Annotated in this window: 19 protein-coding genes and 1 tRNA gene; 4 read left to right on the top strand and 16 right to left on the bottom strand. The window is 30.1% G+C overall.

Annotated elements, in window-relative coordinates; genetic code table 11:
* From ABIK75_03210 to acpP, 5 genes are read right to left on the bottom strand one after another with little or no spacing between them, the layout of a single operon-like run.
* Window positions 1-1,038 carry a phosphoribosyltransferase family protein gene (locus ABIK75_03210; protein MEO0090098.1) on the bottom strand — a complete coding sequence of 346 codons (1,038 nt, stop codon included), beginning with the start codon at window positions 1,036-1,038 and terminating at the stop codon, window positions 1-3.
* Complete coding sequence (coaE, locus tag ABIK75_03205) at window positions 1,029-1,604, bottom strand: dephospho-CoA kinase (protein MEO0090097.1); 576 nt, start codon at window positions 1,602-1,604, stop codon at window positions 1,029-1,031. The genes ABIK75_03210 and coaE overlap by 10 nt, the downstream gene beginning before the upstream one ends.
* A gap of 6 nt (window positions 1,605-1,610) precedes the next feature.
* A complete protein-coding gene (locus ABIK75_03200; GenBank protein ID MEO0090096.1) occupies window positions 1,611-2,390 on the bottom strand; it encodes an electron transfer flavoprotein subunit beta/FixA family protein in 780 nt (259 codons plus the stop codon).
* 1 nt (window position 2,391) lies between these two features.
* On the bottom strand, window positions 2,392-3,636 hold the full coding sequence (gene fabF, locus ABIK75_03195) for a beta-ketoacyl-ACP synthase II (GenBank protein MEO0090095.1): 1,245 nt from the start codon (window positions 3,634-3,636) through the stop codon (window positions 2,392-2,394).
* Between the two features lie 3 nt (window positions 3,637-3,639).
* Window positions 3,640-3,882, bottom strand: coding sequence for an acyl carrier protein (acpP, locus tag ABIK75_03190; GenBank protein MEO0090094.1), 243 nt, complete (start codon window positions 3,880-3,882; stop codon window positions 3,640-3,642).
* A gap of 821 nt (window positions 3,883-4,703) precedes the next feature.
* On the opposite strand from acpP, the gene ABIK75_03185 reads away from it, so the two are divergent.
* Both ABIK75_03185 and ABIK75_03180 read left to right on the top strand, forming a co-directional pair.
* Window positions 4,704-5,771, top strand: coding sequence for a hypothetical protein (locus ABIK75_03185; protein MEO0090093.1), 1,068 nt, complete (start codon window positions 4,704-4,706; stop codon window positions 5,769-5,771).
* 147 nt (window positions 5,772-5,918) lie between these two features.
* Window positions 5,919-7,406, top strand: a complete 1,488-nt coding sequence (locus tag ABIK75_03180; GenBank protein MEO0090092.1) for an aromatic amino acid ammonia-lyase — start codon at window positions 5,919-5,921, stop codon at window positions 7,404-7,406.
* Here ABIK75_03180 and ABIK75_03175 read toward each other — a convergent pair.
* The 10 genes from ABIK75_03175 to ABIK75_03130 all read right to left on the bottom strand — a co-directional run bounded on the left by ABIK75_03175 (window position 7,359) and on the right by ABIK75_03130 (window position 19,112).
* Window positions 7,359-8,801, bottom strand: a complete 1,443-nt coding sequence (locus ABIK75_03175; protein ID MEO0090091.1) for a hypothetical protein — start codon at window positions 8,799-8,801, stop codon at window positions 7,359-7,361. The genes ABIK75_03180 and ABIK75_03175 overlap by 48 nt on opposite strands.
* Window positions 8,798-10,852: a 6-pyruvoyl-tetrahydropterin synthase-related protein gene (locus tag ABIK75_03170; protein MEO0090090.1), complete on the bottom strand. Its 2,055-nt coding sequence runs from the start codon at window positions 10,850-10,852 to the stop codon at window positions 8,798-8,800. Before ABIK75_03170 ends, ABIK75_03175 begins: the two co-directional genes overlap by 4 nt.
* Window positions 10,853-10,854: 2 nt before the next feature.
* On the bottom strand, window positions 10,855-11,634 hold the full coding sequence (locus ABIK75_03165) for an ABC transporter ATP-binding protein (protein ID MEO0090089.1): 780 nt from the start codon (window positions 11,632-11,634) through the stop codon (window positions 10,855-10,857).
* Window positions 11,634-12,575 carry an iron ABC transporter permease gene (locus ABIK75_03160; GenBank protein ID MEO0090088.1) on the bottom strand — a complete coding sequence of 314 codons (942 nt, stop codon included), beginning with the start codon at window positions 12,573-12,575 and terminating at the stop codon, window positions 11,634-11,636. Before ABIK75_03160 ends, ABIK75_03165 begins: the two co-directional genes overlap by 1 nt.
* Window positions 12,565-13,374, bottom strand: a complete 810-nt coding sequence (locus tag ABIK75_03155; GenBank protein MEO0090087.1) for a helical backbone metal receptor — start codon at window positions 13,372-13,374, stop codon at window positions 12,565-12,567. The genes ABIK75_03160 and ABIK75_03155 overlap by 11 nt, the downstream gene beginning before the upstream one ends.
* The gene (locus ABIK75_03150) at window positions 13,371-14,147 is read right to left on the bottom strand and encodes a tRNA (adenine-N1)-methyltransferase (protein ID MEO0090086.1); all 777 of its coding nucleotides are present in this window, start codon (window positions 14,145-14,147) and stop codon (window positions 13,371-13,373) included. The genes ABIK75_03155 and ABIK75_03150 overlap by 4 nt, the downstream gene beginning before the upstream one ends.
* A gap of 2 nt (window positions 14,148-14,149) precedes the next feature.
* A complete protein-coding gene (locus ABIK75_03145; GenBank protein MEO0090085.1) occupies window positions 14,150-14,506 on the bottom strand; it encodes a hypothetical protein in 357 nt (118 codons plus the stop codon).
* Window positions 14,494-15,285, bottom strand: a complete 792-nt coding sequence (gene accD / locus ABIK75_03140; GenBank protein MEO0090084.1) for an acetyl-CoA carboxylase, carboxyltransferase subunit beta — start codon at window positions 15,283-15,285, stop codon at window positions 14,494-14,496. The genes ABIK75_03145 and accD overlap by 13 nt, the downstream gene beginning before the upstream one ends.
* A gap of 148 nt (window positions 15,286-15,433) precedes the next feature.
* Complete coding sequence (locus ABIK75_03135; protein MEO0090083.1) at window positions 15,434-17,275, bottom strand: M23 family metallopeptidase; 1,842 nt, start codon at window positions 17,273-17,275, stop codon at window positions 15,434-15,436.
* A 1-nt stretch (window position 17,276) separates the two neighbouring features.
* Entirely contained in the window at window positions 17,277-19,112 is a 1,836-nt protein-coding gene (locus ABIK75_03130; GenBank protein MEO0090082.1) for a M1 family aminopeptidase, read from the bottom strand.
* A gap of 100 nt (window positions 19,113-19,212) precedes the next feature.
* On the opposite strand from ABIK75_03130, the gene ABIK75_03125 reads away from it, so the two are divergent.
* Together ABIK75_03125 and ABIK75_03120 are read left to right on the top strand one after the other, a co-directional pair.
* Window positions 19,213-19,286, top strand: a tRNA-Met gene (locus tag ABIK75_03125).
* Between the two features lie 5 nt (window positions 19,287-19,291).
* Complete coding sequence (locus ABIK75_03120; GenBank protein ID MEO0090081.1) at window positions 19,292-20,362, top strand: hypothetical protein; 1,071 nt, start codon at window positions 19,292-19,294, stop codon at window positions 20,360-20,362.
* Here ABIK75_03120 and ABIK75_03115 read toward each other — a convergent pair.
* A partial coding sequence (locus ABIK75_03115) for a T9SS type A sorting domain-containing protein (GenBank protein MEO0090080.1) occupies window positions 20,339-20,891 on the bottom strand: 553 nt, incomplete at its 5' end. The genes ABIK75_03120 and ABIK75_03115 overlap by 24 nt on opposite strands.

The following is a 20,891-nucleotide window of genomic DNA, read 5'->3' as shown; positions in this document are numbered from 1 at the left end:
TTATTTAGGTGTTAAATGGTAATAAATAAAACCTTTTTCTTTATGCCAGCCTTCCGGATTTTTTAAGTATTTTTCTATTTCTCTCTCTTCTTCATCAGTGATAAAAGTGATTTCTTTAGGAATATTTTTAGAAAAGAGAGCAGATAAACTGGTTAACGAGTAGAGTTTGACACCAATTTTCTTTAATTCTTCTTCACCACCTTGTTCTCTATCTAATAAAACAAAACAACTATCACAAATTCCACCGGCCTCACGAATAAAATTTATAATTCTTATTTTTGTCCAACCTTTCACGATTGTATCATCAATAAGTAATACTCTTTTCTTATAAAGTTCCGGTAATTTTATCCCTTCCAAAATTGGCGCTTCCGGATATCTTTTCTCTCGACGGGCAAAAAACATTGGTTTAGAAAGATATTGGGCAATTAAAGATGCCAAGGCAATACTTCCAGCTTCAATACCACAGATAAAATCAAATTGGAGTGTTGATAAAATTAATGCCGAAGTGCTGATGATAAAATTACAGACCGCCGGATAATTTGGCAGTCCTTTAAGGTCAATATATATTGGACTACGATTTTTTCTTTCATCAATCTTGAAATAAGGTCTTAAATCACCCATACTCACTTTTATCGCACCAATCTGCCATAAAAGAGAAGCAATAATTTCCGAAAGATTGCCTTTTATTTTGTTGAGTACTTCGTAAAGATTGGGTAAAACAATTCTTTGTTCTCTTAGTAACCGAAATAATTTCTTTGCCTCTTCCTGTTTTTTACCAACAAAGGTAATCCTTGTTTCGTTAATATCAAAAATAAAATGGAGTTCATAATTTTTATTTAAATTATAAGAGACACAATTGGCATCTTTTTTACTCTCTTTTAATACTAATTCCTTACCAATAATCTTTTTACAAATATTTTTACTGATATCCTTTGCTAAATTTTCAATCTCTTTTAGTTCCAAAAGTCGAGGAGTTGAAAAGTTTAGTAAATTATCTTTTAATTTTAAATCTTTAATTGCTAATTTACTTATTTCCATATTTTTCCCCAAATTTTTATTATTTTTTCTTTTAATCTCTTTTTATCCTGGTTATTATAAATTACAAAATCGGCTTTCTTTTTTGATTCTCTTTCTGGCATCTGGAATTTTAACCGTGCTAAAATATCCTCTTTTTTAAATCCTTTTTTAAGCATTCGGGCAATTTTTAAAGATTTGGGCGCAGTTACTAAAATATTGTAATCCATTTTTTTATATAATCCTGTTTCGAATAATAATGGCGCATCAATAATTAAAAATTTACCATTCTTTTTTTTAATTTCCCTATCAATCTCTTCTAAAATCTTGGGCATTATCAAATTGTAATATCTTTTATAATTATCTTTATTGTTAAAAACTAAATTGGCTAATTTATCTTTCAAAATTTTATTTTTCTTAACTACTTCGGGAAAAAGTTTTTTTATTTCTTTGATTATTTCTTTCTTTTTTAATAGTCGATGGGTAATCTCATCAGCATCGATTATTTCACCATCGTAGAGGGTAGAAAAAAATTTGGCAACCGTAGACTTCCCACTACCAAGATTGCCACCAATACCGATTTTTAACATAGAAAATTATAGAACTTTTGCTTCTTCGCAAAGGAGACGAACAAGTTCTTTCACTATTTCCTGTGGTTCGCCTTCCAAAATTTTTCCCGCTTTTCTTGCTGGTGGTAAGAACATTCGATTAATCTGAAAATTAAATTTTGGTAGGTCAGGAAATTCCTTTGCTTCAAGTGTTGGTATTGGTTTCTTACTTGCTTGCATCATTAATCTTAGACTTGGATATCTCGGCTCATTTAATCCTTTCTGACAGGTAATTAGGCAGGGCAAAGAAGTCTCTAAAATTTCTGTTCCATTTTCCAATTCTGATGAAACTTTAACTTTTTTATTTTCGCTATCAAGTTCAATCTTTGTCGCCGTAGTTACAAAAGGAATTTTCAATAAAGTTGCCAAACTAATGGGAAAAACCCCTTGGTCATAATCAATCCCTTTTATTCCGCAGAGAATTAAATCAAAATTAATATTCTTTTTGTTAATAAATTGGTAAGTTAAATAGGCACTGGTTTGGGAATCTAATAATCTATCTTCATCTTTTATATGGAATACTTCATCAACACCCATTGCCAAAGCAGTCTTTAAAGCGGTCTTTACCCTTCCTTCGCCTACCGAAATTGCTATTACTTTCCCACCGTACTTCTCTTTTATTCTTAATGCTTCTTCTAAGGCATATTCATCATAGGGATTTATTACCCATTCAATTTCTTTTAAATCTACCAAAGAAGTTTGAGTATCAATCTTAAATTTTGTCTCCGTTGATGGCACTTGTTTTACACAGACAATTATATTAAACATTTTATCCTCCAACAAATTTTTTCACTACTAAACAGGCATTATGACCGCCAAAACCGAAAGAGTTATTCATCGCACCAAAGATTTCTTTTTCACGCATTTTAAATCTAACAAAGTCTAAATCCATTCCTTCATCTGGATTATCTAAGTTAATTGTTGGATGGACTTTATTGTGATAGACTGAAAGGCAAGTAACAACAAATTCGATTGCGCCGGCACCGCCTAATAAATGACCGATCATTGATTTTGTTGAGTTTACTAATAGTTTATAGGCATGTTTGCCAAAAAGTCGTTTTATTGCCATCACCTCCACTTTATCATTTAACTTGGTGGAAGTTCCGTGGGCATTAATATAGTCAATATCGTTTGGTGAAAGATTGGCTTCTTTTAAGGCATTGGCCATTGCCCAATAAGCACCTTCGCCAGTCTCATCAGGCGCAGTAATATGAAAGGCATCAGCCGAAGCACCATAACCGCAAATTTCACAATAGATTTTCGCGTTCCTTTTTAAAGCGCTACCCAATTCTTCTAATATTACAACACCACAACCTTCGCCAAGAACAAATCCGTTTCTATCCTTATCAAAAGGTCTTGATGCTTTTTCCGGCTCATCATTTCTCTTAGATAATGCTCCCATATTAGCAAAACTACTTATGCAATAACCAGTAATCGGAGCCTCACTGCCACCGGTGATGATCAAATCGGCATCGCCTGATTTTATTAACCGGAAGGCTTCACCAATTGCGTGAGCACCACTAGCACAAGCCGAAGTAACACAGAAATTTGGTCCTTTTAAGCCAAAATAAATTGATACTTGACCACTTGCCATATCCGGGATCATCATCGGTACCAGTAATGGCGAAACCTTCTTAGGACCACCTTGCAAAAATTTAATGTGCTCAATTTCCCAAGTTTCAATCCCACCCATTCCCGAACCAATAATCACACCTGCTCGGTTTTTATCAATTTTATTTAAATCGATTCCAGCATCTTCCACCGCTGATAAAGAAGCCCACAAAGCATACTGAGTAAAACGGTCAGTTCTTCTTGCCAGTTTAATATCAAATCTGTCAGTAAAAGGGAAATTCTTTATCTCACCAGCAAATTGGACTTCTAAATTAGAAGGATCAAAACGGGTTATTCTACTAACTCCACTTTTTCCTGCTAATAAATTATTAAAAAATTCTTCAACTGATAATCCCAAACAGGAGACAACACCTAAACCAGTAACAACAACCCTTCTTATCACTGATTATTCCTTACCTAATTTTTCTTTTAAATAATTGACTAATTTCCCAACAGTATCAAGTTTTTGAGCTTCTTCATCCGGAATATCTATTCCGTATTTTTCGTTCACTTCCATTAGTAAAGTGGTAATATCCAATGAATCGGCACCCAAATCATTTATAAAATGGGCTTCTTCGGTTATTTTTTCTGGCGGCACATGAAGTTTCTCCACTATTAAATTTTTTACTTCTTCAAATAAATTTGCCATTTCTCCTCCTTTTTAAATTTAAACTATTAATTTCATATTTTTATATTTTATAAAATTTTCTTTAAAAGTCAATTATAATAAACAGACCTAATTCCTTTTCCCAATCACTATTTTCTTATCTTAATTTTAAAAATATCTCTTACTATCATAGAAACCAATAAATCTAATATTTGATAAACCTACATCAAAAAAATAATTTTTTAAATGTTTTCTCATTTATCTCACAGATCTTCTTTCTCTTTGTAGGGAAACTTAGCTAGTTGATACAAACTTTTTAACTACTCGGAATATTTGTTATTCATCATTTTTTTACCTTACCATCAACTTGATTTACAAAAAAATATTTAATTAGCAAAGAGATTATTTGTACCCTTCATTGGAAATTTATTAATAAAAATCCTTGTTGCAAAATTATTAATTTCCTTCTTTTTAGAATTATCATCTTTCTCTTTTAAAGTTTGTCTTTTTCAATTCTCTTAAAATCGTTGTTTCTAACTTTTGAGAGCCTATCCCTGTAACACTTCTTCTCCCCGAATTTTTGCTTCAATGTTTGAAAATATGTTAATTAATTTATTAGTATTTAATTGAAGAATGGAAGGTGATAATTAGAGAAAGAGAACAAAAAGGTTGCCACTTTTTCATCCATTTGGCGACAAATTGAGAGATAATTATCATATTTCTCGTATTTGTTACTTTTGGGATTGGGTCTTTAAAAAATTTAATAAATAAACGTTTTTATTTGATACACAGAAATTTTATAATGATTGACATTTTTAAAATTTTTATTATATTTAAAAAAGTTAATATATAAGGGGGGTATTATGAAAAAGTTGTTTTTTATTATTTTCTTCTTTATCTTTTGTGAAAAATTCGATTTTTCTTGTGCCCAAAAAACTTCTCAAACAAAAGAACCCAATTGGATAAAATTACCGACAAAGAAATTGGGTATCAGTAGCGAAGGTTATTTTACAACTGTTTCGGTCTCGCAAACTTCTTTTAGCAATGCCGAAGAAAAGTGCAAGGAAGAATTAAGTGCTTTGATTTATAACTTAACAAATGAATATTTGAAGCGATTAAATCCGCCTATTAAAACCGAGTTTGATTTTCTTTTAAAAGATTGGGTAGAAAGGGAAATTAAAAATGTTCTTGATAAAGTAAAAGAATATTTTGAAGTTCGCGATAAGTATAAAAATAAGCGTGAGAAAAAGTATTACGTTCTTGGCGGAATCCAATCAGAAAGACTTTTAAAAATGCTTAATGAAAATCTTGAAAAGATTTATGAAAAGGAGAATCTTGTTAGTTTGTTAAAAGAGAATAAAGAAATCTACCGAATAAAAGTTTCTTCAGATTATTATGAACAGATTAAATCAATTTTGGAGAATAATAATTTTATTATTGACAATGAGAAATATTTTGCCCAAATTATCGGGACTCCTTCTTATACAACCACAAGTAAACTGGCGTCTTTAAGTGGACCTCTTTGGACAATAAAAGCACAATATATTATTTATCTAAAAGATAGGAAAGGTAATATCATCGGAAGAATATCTTCTTCCGAAGGAAAAGGTGTTAGCAATTCCCAAGAAGAAGCAAAAAGAAAAGCATTGAGTGAAGTTAGTATTAACATCAATAAGTTGAACGATTATCTTCCGGAATTGAAAAGAGGAATTGAAAGTTATTTAGAGAAGGAGCTAAAAAATATTTTGCCGAAAATCGAAGAGAAGACAAAGATATATTATGCTGATGCTTTGAAATATTTTGAAAATAAAGATTATAAGAGTACTGTTATCCTTTTAGAAAATCTCCATATTTTAAACAAAGATTTTCCTGCTGGTTTAGTTTTATACTTAAGGGCAAAAGGTAATCTTACAGGTGAGATTATCGAATAATTGCTTTCTTATGAATACTCTTCTTTTCAAAAAGTCTGTTATTCAATACCACCGATTATTAAAATTGATAATAAATTCTTTTGTAGTAAAAAATATTATAATGCTTAAATATACTACTGATAAAGAAAACAACTTTGTTTTGCGAAAATGATTATCAAAATACCAATTGAAAATTTAAATTTAGATCTTATTAAAAAATTTTTATTTTCTAAAAGTACCGTAAAAATTAAAGATAGGGCGAGAAAAAAGATTTTAAAGAGCCATAATACTTTAAAAGAGATAATCGAAAAAGGAAACGTAATCTACGGAGTAAACACTGGTTTTGGTGCTTTAGTAAGTAAAAAGATATCAAAAGAAGAGATAAGAAAATTACAGTATAACCTAATTATCTCGCACGCATTAGGCGAAGGCGAATACTTTGATAGAAATGTGGTCCGTTTAGCCATCTTTTTGAGAGCAAATATGCTTAGCAAAGGATATTCCGGAGTAAGAGAAGAGTTGATAGAGGCTTTATTAAATCTCATCAACAAGGATATTATCCCCTGTGTCCAAAAGAAAGGTTCAGTCGGTGCATCCGGTGATTTATCACCATTAGCCCAGATTGGTTTAGTTCTCTTAGGAAAAGGAAAGGTATTTTATAACAACCAGATATTAGCAACTGAAAAAGTATTTAAAAAAGAAAAAATAAAACCCTTTATCTTAGATATAAAAGAAGGATTATCTTTGATCAACGGTACCGAAATGATGTCTGCCTTTTTAAGTTATCTTTTGATTGAAATAGAAAATATTTTTAATTTAGCAAAAGAAATTAGCGGCTTAACCACTTTGGTTACAAAGGGTAACAAAAAGGAGTTCGATATAAAATTACACCAATTAAAACCTTATTCTCATCAAATAACTACTGCCCAAATTATTTATAATTATCTAAATCTTTGTGAATTTAAAGAAAGTTCTATACAGGATCCTTATTCAATAAGATGTCAACCACAGATTCTTGGTGCAGTCGGCGAAACTATTGATTTTGCCAAAAGAATACTGGAGACAGAAATCAATTCGGTAACCGATAATCCGTTAATTATTGATAATGAAATCTTTAGTGGCGGAAATTTTATGGGAACAAGTTTGGCTTTAGTATCTGATTTATTAGGTATCTCATTAACTTTATTATCCCTCCTATCAGAGAGAAAGATTTTCTATTTAACTTCAGGAAAGAATCCGGAATTACCGATATTTTTAATACAACAACCCGGCACCAATTCCGGCTTAATGATGGCACAAATTGTTTCCACTGCTTTAGCCGGTGAAAACAAAATTCTTTCTAACCCAGCTTCCATAACATCTTTGCCTACTTCTGCTAACCAAGAGGATATCGTGAGTATGGGAATGAATAGTCTTCTAAAATTAGAAAAGATTGTTGAAAATACTAAAACGATTTTGGCGATAGAAATTTTGTGTCTAAGTCAGGCTTTAAGATTGGTTGAACTTAATTTTAAGAAAAAAACCGAGATAATAAGAGTTATTGAAGAAAATATTCCTTATTTAGAAGAAGATAGAGAATTACAGAATATTTTATCTAAAATTAAAGCACTATTCTTTAGGCGAATAAACTCGAAAGAAAGAAAGACTATCAACTAAAACCATCTTTTTAAAATACCTTTCGTCGCTCAATCTTATTTCCCCAGTAACAAAAAGATAATCATAATTTTTATAAAGATAAGGAAAAAGAGACCGATAAGGGAACCATTCGTCAATTCTTTCTAAGGGATAATTCTTTTTGAATACTAATGGCGAATAACGGATATAAGCAAAGGAAAAACCAATGAGGCCTCCTTTTTCTAATTGGTAATAACAGGGAAAATGGAGAAAGACATCATAACCAAATAAATCAGGCTTCGGTCTTCTTTCGTAGAAAATTCCTACAACCTTTTTGTTTGATTCTAACTTCTTAACAATTTTTTTAAATTCCCTACCATATCTTTCAAACATTAGAAATCTTACATTTAAATCAAGGATATTTATTATCACAACTGCCAAAATTAAATAGTTGCTAATTTTTCTTTTCCCTTTTAAACTTATATAAGCAATTAGGAAAAGAAAAACTAAAGGGGCAAATCTTTCATTTAAAAAAACCGCTTCGGTATAACTTCCCGGAAAAAAGAAGTAAAAAGCCAAAGTAATAACAAAAATTGTTGATAATATTTTATTTTCCTTCCAAAGATTAGGGGTGGTAATCAAAAGAAATATTCCTAAAAGAGTGATTGTTTTAAAGAAAAAGATTATTAGGTTATCATTTTTTATTCCCAACCTTTCCCAGAAGTCTAAAAGATTTTGGTAAATTGCCTTTAACGAAATATTTTCTCTAAACTGAGCAATAACTTCGCTTCCTTCTTTTTGGAATTGCTGTGTCTGCCAAGGTATAAATAAAAATACTAGTACAATTAATGGTGGTAAAAAATATTTAAGCCGTAACGATTTTCTATTTAAAAAGAGAATTATTAAATAACTAACAAAAGAATAAATAAAAGTTAAAGAATGGCAAAGAAAAATAATTATAAAAAGAATGGTTAGCAAGAAAAGAATTAAATCCTTTTTATTTTCTTCTTTTAGTAAATTTATTGTTAGGGCGAAAAGAAAAATAATTAAAGGAAGAGCAAAGGCAATTCCCATAAATCCCCAAAAAAGATTATAATTATAGGCAATTAATAAACTTAAAAGAGAAAAAATCTTTTCGCCGTTAATTACCTTTAAAAAATAATAAAAAGAGAAAAAAGTTAAAATTATAACTAATGCGATATAAATTCTATTTGCTATATCTAAGGGTAAAAAATTTGATAAGAAAGTATTAAAGAAAAGATGAAAGGTATTATGCATCGGAAATAATCTTTTTTCAAAATAGGCTCCATACTTAGAAAAATTTTTTAATACATAAACAAAATGGAGATGCTGAGGCAGATCAACAAAAGGAAAATAGGTTAAGAAAAAGATCGGTAAAAGATAGAGAAGAATTATTAAAAGGTAATACTTTTTCATTTCTTAAAAATTATTAAAAAAAGAAATATTGTAAAACTTATTAGAGAAAAAATCAAAGTATATTTTCTTAATGGTGGTAATTGGAATCTCACTTTCAAGGCATGTCTCCCTTTTTCTGATTTTAAATAGATAAAATGGTCTTTGGTCTCATAAAAGGGAATTTCCTTATTATCAAGCAAAATTTTCAAATAGGGATAATAACTAATGGGCAATCTCAAAAAAGCAAGATTATTCAATTCATATTCAATCATAACTTCATTATCTCGCAGATAAAAATCATAAATTTTCAATTCCGCCTCGTAAGGCAAACTTTCATAATTATCCTTTTCTAACACCGGAAGGAAATTTATTTTTCCTTTTTCATAATCAATAGTTATCTCTTTTAAAAGTTCCTGCCAATCAGAAGCAATGTAAAGTGTACCTTCTTTCACTATCTTCTCTTTTTTCATCGGTTTTTTGACATTACTTGTTAAAATTATTGGTAATTTTGTTTCTCCATAAACCAATGGTGGCTGAGCACCGCTTATCAAAAATCGATCATCCCATTCGATACCAGTTTTAAGAAGAACATAAGTTTCCTCTTCACCCGTACCTAATAACGTAGGGAGAGTGATTATGTGGGTAATACCTAAAAGAGAAGAGATTTTTAAAAAATTTTCGCTCAAAGAACGAACGGTGGTGTCAGTTAGTTCTTTTGATAAATAATTTATAAAGGGATAGGTATAAAACATATTTTTCGGAGCAAATTGATGATAGGGAGGCCCCAAGGGGGAAGGTAAATTTCCGTAAAGAAAATTACAAGCAGGATAACGACAAAGTCGGCGGAAATTATCAATTTTATCATCAGGAATATCAATATCCAAAACTTTGAATGTTTTTCTATAAGAAAGTAACTCATATATTTCTTCTCTTACTGCAAGAAAATCTTCTTTTTTGGCATAACGTAGTTTAATTGTGGAAGGCAGGCAATCTATCAATAGTAATATAACTAAAAAATAAAACAAAATCTTTTTGGACAATTTTAGTTTTTCTTGTAAGTATTCAAAACCATGAGGAAGTAAAAGAGCAGAAAAGAAAATAAAATATGTTAAAAATCGTTGAGGTGGCAAACCGGCAGATAGAAATCCAATATATCTGTCCAAAAAGGGTAATAAAAAAGTTAATAATAAAGAGAATAACCATAAAATACTTTTCCAGTGAGAGATTTTTAAATCAATTATCCCTAATCCAGATATAACCAAAATACTTATTCCAAAATAGGTTCCGGTATAACCACCGATCTCCTGTTTTAAACCTAAAAGAACAAAAGGATTAGGCGGTGGCAGATTTAATTCAGGTTGAGGATATAAATAATATTTATATTCCAAAAAGAAAGGTAAGATAAAAAATAAAGAGAGAGAAAAAAAAATTAAAAAGGTATTAAAAATTTTAAAAGAAAATTTATATTTTTTTAGAAAGAAATAAAGAATAACAAAAATCAAAGAATAAACAGCGTAAAAAATATGAGAAAGGAAGATCAAAGCGATGAAAAAACCAAAAATAATGAAATTATTATTTTTATCTTCTAAAAAACTTTTATCTAAATAAAAAAAGATAAGAGGCAAAAGAAGATAAATTAAAGAAAGCGGATAATTACCAAAAGAAGCAATATACAACACCCGCCAGGGCACCGCTAAATAGCCAATAGAACCAAAAAGAGCTAAAAAGAGATTTTTAGTTTCTCTTTTAAGATAATAAAAAATTGCTAAACCCGAAAGAATATGAAGAATAAATACAACTATCTTTAAACTGAAAATTAAGCTGCCAAAGGTTAAGAAGGTAAAAAGACCGGTAAGAAAAAAGAAGAGCGGACTATAAAACTGCAAATGGGGATAACCAGAATAAAAGTAGAAAGTAAAGAAAGGAGAAAATTTTTCTTTTATTGATTGATAAACAATTTTCTGTCTTACTAAATGGGGCCAGGTATCACCGGTGGTAGGATGGCCTGGCGCCAAAAAAAGATAACCGGTGAAAAGAATTGCTACTAAAAAAACGAGATACTCTTTTTTCATAATTAAAAAATTATTAAAGGTCTATTGTTTAGTGGATGAATTTTAACAATTGGTTTTATCTTGTAAACTTTTGCAATTAAATCTTCTTTTAAAATTTTTTCCGGTATATCACAAGCCACATATTTTCCCTTATCAATCAATAAGATTCGGTCAGAGGAAATGCTCGCGAGATTTAAGTCGTGAGTTAGAAAAACAATTGTCAAATCCTTTGCTTCTTTTAATCTTTTTAAGAGATTGATAAACTCCAATTGATAAGAAATATCTAAATGGGTTGTGAATTCATCTAAAAGTAAAACTTTAGGTTCTTGGGCAAGAATTCTTGCCAATATCACTCTTTTTCTTTCACCAGAAGATAATTCACTAATTTTCTTATCTTTAAGATTTATTGTTTCCGTTAATTCCATACATCTTTCCACAACTTCAATATCTTTCTTACTTACCTGCGAAAACCAGTTAACATAAGGATTCCTGCCCATCAAAACAATTTCCTTAACCGTATAGTCAAAAATAAAAAAACTTTCTTGAGGAAAATAACCGATAAATTTTGCCCTTTCTTTTGAGGTTAAAGAAAAAAGATTATTATTAAAAAGAATTATTGCTCCTTTCTGCGGTCTTAAAAGGCCGGCCATTAATTTTAACAAAGTAGTTTTGCCACTGCCGTTGGGACCAATTATACTAAACCATTCTTTTTCCTTTATCTTAATTGACAATCCCTCAAAAAGAGGTTCTTCTTTTCTATATTGAAAATAAAGGTTTTTTATTTCGTAGGCAAATATTGGCATTATAGATTTCTTCTTAATAAGTAAAGAAAAAAGGGCGCACCAAAAAAGGTAGTAACCATACTAATAGGTAATTCGATAGGAGCGATTGTTCGAGCAATTAGATCCGCAATTATTACCACTATTGCTCCCAAGATAAACGAAAGCGGAAGCACAGTTTTATAATTAGCACCAAAAATAAATCTTGTTAAATGGGGTATAATTAAACCAACGAAACTAATTGCGCCAGCAAAGGCAACCTGAATGGCCACAAGAAAAGATGTTAAAAAGAAAAGAAGTCTTATTGATTGTTGATAATTTACTCCTAAACTTTCAGCAACTTCTGTGCCTAAGCTGAGACAGTTTAATTCAAAGGCTTTGCTATAAATGATAATGAGAAAGATAATTGAAATAAAATTCATAATAACAAAAATGGTTAAAGTAAATTTATTAAAGACGAACGCTAAATTTCCCATTATTAAATAGATAATTTCATTTAACGGACGTTTGGAAAAAACCATAAAAAGCATGGTGAGAGAAGAAAATAAAAAACTGATAATCACTCCCGCCAAGATCAGAGCGATTTTATTTGTTTTTCCTTTATAAAAAGCCAAATTATAAACTAAAAAAATAGCTATAAACGAACCCAAAAAGGCAAAAAGAGGAGAAAAGAAGTAACTCAATTTTTTAGTTAAATAACCCAAACAAACACCAAAGGCAGCACCGCTGGCAATTCCTAAGATATAAGGATCACATAAAGGATTTTCTAATAATCCTTGTAAGACAGCACCAGCATAAGCCAAACTACCGCCACTTAAAAAACCTAAAATTACTCGAGGCAATCGTACTTTTAAAACAATTGTTTTATCAAAAGAAAAGCCATCAACTCCTAAAAATAAAGAAAGGAAAATTAACAACGAAAGAAAGGAAAAAAGAAAGAACATTTTAACTTTCTTATTCTTCATCCCTTAAAATATTCCTCAACATCTTTATTCCTTCGATTACTCTTGGGGAATTTCTCAAAAAATAATCAGGATTTAAATTGTTAACAATTTTATGGTATTTTACTGCTTCAATTTTTTCGTAACCAAATCGAGAAGAGACATCGTCGACTTTGCTAGTGGGATGAAAAAGGATGATATAATCAGGATTTTTTAGAATAATCTCCTCATGTTTTACTACTGGATAATCGGTTAGTTTATCAGCAAAGATATTTTCTAAACCTATAAATTCCAATAAATCATTTAGAAAAGAATTTTTACCAATCGTAATTGGGGGATTGGCGTTAATTTCGATGTAAACCTTCAACTTCTTTTTTAGTTTTTTAATTTTGTTTAATTCTTCTCTTAAAGAATCTACCAATTTTTCTGCTCGTTCTTTCTTGTTAAATATCTCGCCAATTTTGATAATCTCTTGGAACATCTCGTTTAAAGATTTTGGTGATGAGTTGAAGGTTTTGATATTTAATGCTTTCAACTTCTCATCGATATTCTTTTGTAAAGGATAAGTTAAAAAGACAAGGGTTGGTTTTAGTTTTATAATTTTTTCCAAGGAAGGATTTATTAAATCACCCACTTTATATATTTCCTTTGCCTTTTCGGGATAATCACAATAAATAGTATTACCAACAAGATATTCCTCACAGTTTAAAGCAAAAATAATTTCTGTTACTGCCGGTGATAAAGAGACTACCCGAATTTTTTTCTCTTTGGATGGTTGATTACATAAAAGAAGAAATAAAATAAATAATAAAAATTTTTTCATCTTTTATTTATTTTGTTAGCAAAAAGAAGATAAGCCGTATGGGTAATAGAAAATTCTTTGGGTCTTGTTCCGGAATATCTTACCAAAATTTCTCTTTCTAATATTTCGTAGACTTTTATTCGAGTAAAACCCACCAACTCTAATGTACGAAAAGTTTTTTGTATCTGCTCAACATTCGGATTCAAAGAGATTAGAGAGTGACCGCCTTTTAAAATCCGGTAAACCTCTTGTGCTATCTCCCAAGGTTCTGGTAAATCAATATACACACTATCAACACTATTCTCTTCTTCTAAAAACCCCTCTTTGACAACGTCCCGAAGATGGAAAACGACATTATTTTCTAACCCGGCTCTTCTCACATTTTCCTTCGCATTTTCTAAAAAATCCTCCCGAATTTCATAAGAAGAAACAATACCATTGGGCCGAATGAAATTAGCCAAAACAATTGTAAAGGCACCGCTACCAGTTCCCACTTCGACCACTTTAGCTCCTGGAAAAATATGGGTTTTTAATAATATAAATCCGGCATCCTTCGGATAGATAATCGTAGTAGTTCTCTTTACTTTCATTTCAATATCAGCAATCGTCGGTTTTAAAATATAGAATTTTTCTCCTTTATGAGTAAAAACCTCATCTCCGTAATCTTTTTGAAAAATCTCATCTAATTTGATAACTCCTTTGTGCGTTTGAAATTCTCCGCCTTCAGGTAAGGTTATTAAATATTTAGCATTTTCACTATGATACAAAAGAATTAAATCATTTGGTTTTAACATACTTAATAGATAAAAAGAAAATAACCACAGAAAATTCCTAACAAATCATAAATCAAATCTTTATAACTAAAAAATTCTCTTTTTATTTTCTTATCATAAATTTCCTTTCCAACACCTATAAGAAAGGTAGTTGTTAAAGAAAAAGGAAGAGCAAATTTTTTATCCTTTTCCAACCGGCATCTTAATAAATGGTAAGAAGAACCTACTAAGAGAGAACTTACCGAAAAATGGAAAAATTTATCTTCACTAAACCACCGGTCTTTATAAATCTTAGGCTCTAAACTGTCTTTCTTTATTTGATGATTAAATTTTGGGTCAGGGATATTTAAAAAGATTAATAAAAGAATTATTTTTTCCATATAATATTAAGAATTCTTATTAAAGTTCTTCTCAAGTCCCAGCGAGGCACCACTAAATCAACAAATCCGTGGGTCAAAAGGAATTCAGCCTTTTGAAATCCATCAGGCAGTTTTTGTTTAATTGTTTCTTCAATCACTCTTGGTCCAGTAAAACCAAGCATAGCCCCTGGTTCAGCAATTATTATATCTCCCAAAGAAGCAAAGGAAGCCATCACACCTGCATAACAAGGATTAGTAAGAATGCTAATATAAGGCACTCCTTTTCTTTCAGCTAGTCCAACCTCTAAGGAAGTCTTCGCCACCTGCATCAAAGAAAAAATTCCCTCTTGCATTCTGGCACCACCAGAAGTACAGACAATAATTATTGGGATGTTTAATTGGGTTGCCAACCGAAAAGAACGAGCAACCTTTTCGCCAACAACAGTTCCCATACTACCACCAATGAAATTAAAATCCATTGCTCCAAAAACCACTTCTATTCCATCGATCTTTCCTAAACCGTAAACGTAAGCATCTTTTATTCCTAAACTTTTTTGACTCTGAATTAATTTTTCTTTATATTGAGGAAAATTCAAAGGATCATAACTTTCTAATTCCCAGTCATATTCCTCTAATTTCCCATCATCCAAAATATATTCGATATATTTTTTATGACCTATTCGAAAATGGTAATTACATTTGGAACAGATAAAGAAATTTTTCTCTATTGTTTTTTTGTAAAGAATTTCGCCACAACCATCACATTTTATCCAAAGGCCATTCGGATAATCTTTTGCCATTTTCAATAAATTATATCAAAAAAGATAATTGTGTCAAAAATTTATAGTTTAATATGCTAAGACCAATTATCGGAACCATTAAAAAAAGTATTAACCCGAAAAAATAATTGGATAACAACATTTTGGTTCTGGAGTTATCTCTCTATTTTTATTTTATCTTTATTAATTTAGAAAAATTATTTTTTCTTTTTACAAAATAAATTCCTTTTTTTATCTTATCAATTTTTTGACCGTTCGGTAAATAATAAACCTCTCCTTTTTGAGAACAAGGTCTTCTTTTTCTTTCCTCACTTATTCCTACCGGATTCCTTACTCTCACATACATACTACAAACTGAGCAATTATTAGAAGCATCATAAGCATAAACTTTTACTAAATATCTACCATTAGAAAAATTCCTTGTCTGCCAAGAGTAATTCGCATCACTACTTTCTATAATACTATCGCCATCAGTATTAGTAATAATAAAATAATAATCCCGATAACTATAATCACCTCTTGTTCGGCAAGTATTATCTTGTTTATAAACTACGCTTACTAACTGGTCATTAGGTAAACGGGAAGAAAAAGAGAAAGATAAAGTTTTATATACTGTCTCATATTCACCAATAATTTCGTATTCAATCTTTAAGGGAATAAGTTTATCCCAGATATTATTACCCGTTGAAACGCTAAATTTATCATAAATTTTGGCAATTATATCAACATCGCCGTATAAACTATCCGGATTTAAATAGGTAGAAGTATTATTCACACAAAAGGCAAAATATTGATTCTGCCGGGCATATTCGAAAGTTGGTGGAATCGTATCTAAATTTGGTCTTAATAAAATCAAAGGATTAAAAACAAATGCCCAATCTGCCCTGGGCCACGTATAACCCTCATCTTTTATTTTCGCAAAATGGATATGGTCAAACCCTTCTACCGGCCAGGGAACTAAATAGCCAATAAGTTCGCCTTTCTGGACATAATCACCTATCTGTTTATGGTATCTTGAAGAATCAATATGGGCATACAAAAAACCTTCGCAAGAATCCGGATATTCTAATGAAGAATCAGCAATCGCCAACCGCCAGTGATAAGTTGCTTGAATTGTCAGCCAGGCTTTCACCCAACCATCTTTTACCGCATAAACCGGAACTCCTTGCCTACTTGGTGTTAATATGTCAATACCAGGATGAAAATATGGCGAACCACCATAATTCTGATATTCTCCCCAATTATTTCCTAAAGGTTGTAAAGAATCGGTTGGTGGCAAAGGCCAAGGAATGGTATCAGATATAAAATTTTTGTAGAGATTTTTTCTTTCTTTTTTATTAAAGTAGTTCAAAAGATAACTATTATTATAAGTCTTACCATAAATCTTACTATCTCTTATTTCTATATCTAAAATTATCTCATCTTCTTCCTCATAATAATTTAAAAATTTCTTTAATAAATTTCCATTAAAATCAAAAAGATAAGTCTCAAACAAAAGTTCTTCCCTATTTTCACTTACTATACTTATGAAACTATTAAGAAATTTAGCAAAAATTAAAGGTAAAGAAAAACTTCTTTCCCATAAAAGATTTTTATTCTCTAAATCAAATAATGAAAAAGAGTTTTTATTTAAAAGTCCCAGATACCTTTCATCCTGAGAAAAAATAATCTTTCTTAACGCCTTTTCTTTTAGGTTAATTCTAAAAGAAAAGAGAAAATTTTTATAAACCCTTATCTCTTTATCATCATAAACCAAAAGATATTTACCTGTCTTAGCAATTTCTACCCAACCTTTATCTTTTATTTTCTTTAACTTTCTTCCCTTATTGTCAAAAACATAAATATAATCTTTTTCTATTAAGTATAAATTATTATTCTTGTCAGTTTTATAGCCATAAAAATCGCCTTCAATCCTTTTTATTAATTTCTCTTTTTCATAAAAATTAACTGCTTTTATCTTTTCTTTACCTTCAAAGGTGAAGAAATTAAAGAGATGAAATAAAATTAGCAAGTTAGTTTAAAATAAATATTTTCTTATAGGTATTTTTAATTTTTAAGAAATAAAGACCTTTTTTCAAATTATTTACTTTAATTTTTCTACCATCTTTTTGATAGATTTCATAATCTTTTTCCAATAGATTCTCTTTTCTAACAAAGAAATTAAAAGTATTTGCTTCTTTTAATTTTTTATGCTCCTCTTCCTTTAAAAAGACAACCTGAACTTGCTTTAAAAGCCAATTTTCTGGGTCAAAAACCAAGGAGATTGGCGAAGAAGAAAGATTAAAAGTATAATTTTGAGGATTGGTATCGTTTATTACAGTAATAACTGTTTCACCATTTGCTGAATTGAACTTAAAACTGATTGGCATAATAAAAGTCTCTGGTGCATTGGTACCATTATTTTGGCTAACTGTCAAATTTACTTGATTTCCTTGAAAAGAATAATAGATAATATATTTAGGATAACCTGCTTGATATATCCATTGGTCAAAAAATCGCTCCAAATTAATTCCACTAACTTGCGACAATACTCTTTTTAGATCTTCTGTATTAGCATTTCTATAGGCAAAACTATCCCGATAAGCCCTTAAACCTTTAAAAAATATTCCTCTTTCTGTAAAACTGGTATCTTCCATTAAATATCTTAACATATGTAAAATCCAACTTGCCTTACAATAAGTATGACCATAATCAAATAGATTTTCTAATGGTGGATTATATAATGGTCGGCGATAAGATTGGTCTTCAGTAAAATAGTATTGGGCTCTTTGGTTCATCAGGTTTTTAAAATAATCTCTACCATTTCTAAATCCTAAATATAAGGCATCCGAATAAGTAGCAAAACCTTCATTAAGCCAGATATCAGCAAAAGAAAAGCAGGTAACCATATCTCCCCACCATTGATGAGAAAGTTCGTGGGCAATACCGCCTTCACTTCCTTGAGTAACCCATTGGCGATGAATTGTCGTCATTGTCTGGTGCTCCATTCCACCCCACATAAATGGATACACCGCATCCATACCATATTTTTCAAAAGGAAATCTGCCATACATATTGGTATCAGAAAAGAACTGTATCATCAAAGGAACATTATTAAAAGAATTAACTGCTCTTAAAGAATCTTCTGGCCAAATAAAATACTTTATCTCAAAAGAATCGTTTGGTGAATTATGATACCAATGAGAAAAAGTAGCGTATTTTGAACAGGCAAAATGGATTAAATAAGTTGAAATCGGATAGGAATGAGACCAGAAATAGGTTTTAAAACCTTGATTCTCTTTTATACTATCTAAGATTCCATTACAACAAACAAAATAACTATCTGGACAGGTTATTTCAAACAAAACACCCCTTTCTGCTTTTTCCCAAGGTTCATCAAAACAACAAAACCAATATCTGGAATCATAAGGTTCGGTACAAGTATAGGCAATATTATGCAAAGTGTTGCCACTTCTTCGATAAAAATAAAATCCTAAATTTTGGGTATTACTTTCTCGGTGATAATATACCTCCAAATCAATTGATTCGTTTGGTATCAAATTTCTATCAAGTTGAATTTTTAAATAACCATTTTCTTGTCTAAAATTTTGCCTTCTATTTTCCAACCTTACTGAATCACAAACAAGATTAACAAAATGGAAACTTAAAGTATCTGTTAAGATATTTGATTTTAAACTAATAACTTCTTTACAGGAAAAATAACCGTTATCCATTGGCAAAAAGATATTAAAACCATATTTTCTAACATCATAATAATAAGAAGTATCTGCAGGTTTTAAAATATCTGCCCTTAAGAATTTACCATCAAAGAATTGATTAAAAAGAAAAGAAAAGAAGATAAAAAACATTGGTATATTTTAATGAAAATATTTTAAAAAATCAACTTCTTAACACATTTACTAATTCAGGTTGACATTTAGAAAATTTTTGCTATATTTATATATAAACTGCGGGGTGGAGCAGCCTGGTAGCTCGTGAGGCTCATAACCTCAAGGTCGTGGGTTCAAATCCCACCCCCGCTATTTTTATGCTTCCCTTTTTAATCCAATTACCAATCGGTCGAGGACATCCTAATTATTTAAACATATTAAAACAAGAACTAAATATCCCCTATTTTTATACAGAAATTCCTTTAAATACCCATATTATAAAATTATTAAATTTTATATATAAAATTTCGCCAAGAAATTTATTTACTCTATCAATTTATAACTGGTCGAGAAAAAAAGGAAGAATTCCAAATTTTATTATTGGAAAATTAAAAAAGGAACTTATAAAATTTTTACCAAAAGAAAAGTATTTAATTATTGTTTCCCATCCAATTTTGGCAAAGGCATTAGAAGAGAAAGAAAATCTTTATTATCTTCATTGTGAGAATGCCTTTCCCAAAGAAGCGGTATGTAATGCCAAAAAAATATTTGTTCCATTAGAGATTACCAAAGAAAAGGCAATAGCCTATGGAATAGATAAAGAGAAAATAGTTGTTACTAACTTATTTGTTGAAAAAGAATTAGCAAATTTAAAAGAGATTAGTTATAAAAAAAGATTAAAAAGAATTGAAAAGAAGGAAAAATTAAGTTGTGCCATCTTTCTTTCCGGTGCTTATCCAAAGGTTCATATAAAAAAGATTTTAAGATATGTAAAATATCTGATTGCCAATAATATTAGAACCTTTCTTTTTAGCGGCATAGATTATTCTTATTATCTTTATTTCCAAAGAAAACTTTTTATCGAAGGTGTTTATGTGATAAGAAGTAAAAATTGGGAAGAAGAGATTAAGAAGTTTCAAGAGATTTTTTTAGATATTGACTTTTTTATTGCTGCCTCTCACGAAAGAACAAATTGGGCATTAGGACTTTCACTACCGATGTTTGTTTTAACTCCTTTTATTGGTTCTTATGCTTATGAAAATTACGAGATTGCCAAAAATTACGGCGTTGCTTTACTATTAGAAGAGATTGAAAATCTCAGTAAAGATAATTTATATGAAAAATTACTCCAAATGAACATAAGTTGTTATAATAAATTTTTCACTAACGGTGCAAAAGTTGCTTCGGAAAATATTGAAAAAGAATTATCTAATTTTAATAACTTTTAAATTCTTTTTATTTTCTTTCAAGTTAATTATATAAATACCTTTGGGAAGTTCTTTCATATCTAAAATAATCTCTTTCCTTTTTGGTTTTAGACTTTTTACTTTTGAACCAGTTAAGTTATAAATTGAAATCTCTTTTTCCTTTTCTAAATTAAGTTTAACTTGGGAAGCAATGATTGTTGGGTAAGAAACTTTTTCTTTCTGATTTTTAAAATCTTGACAAATACAAACAACTTGGGGCCAAACATTGGTAAATCTTATCGCCCTTTCCCTTATTATTCCCTCCTGTGGATAGTTAATTCCAATCGTATTTGTGTGATCTTCGATTCCAATTGTCGAAGAAGTAAAACCATTTCTTGTTTTGTATTGGAAGAGAATTTTATTATAACCATTGGGACCGGTAACGGTTGAATCATAAATAATTACTTGGAATTTATCCCAAACTTCTCTCGGATTGTAATAATGAACACTATCCCACTCAATTATTATCCGGTGATTTAAACTATCATACAAAAACCAAATCCCATTACTT

Source organism: candidate division WOR-3 bacterium, assembly GCA_039801725.1.
Taxonomy (GTDB): domain Bacteria; phylum Hydrothermota; class Tepidihabitantia; order Tepidihabitantales; family DTDR01; genus DTDR01.
Note: the sequence above shows the minus strand (reverse complement) of the source record. Positions and strands in the feature narration are given on the sequence as shown.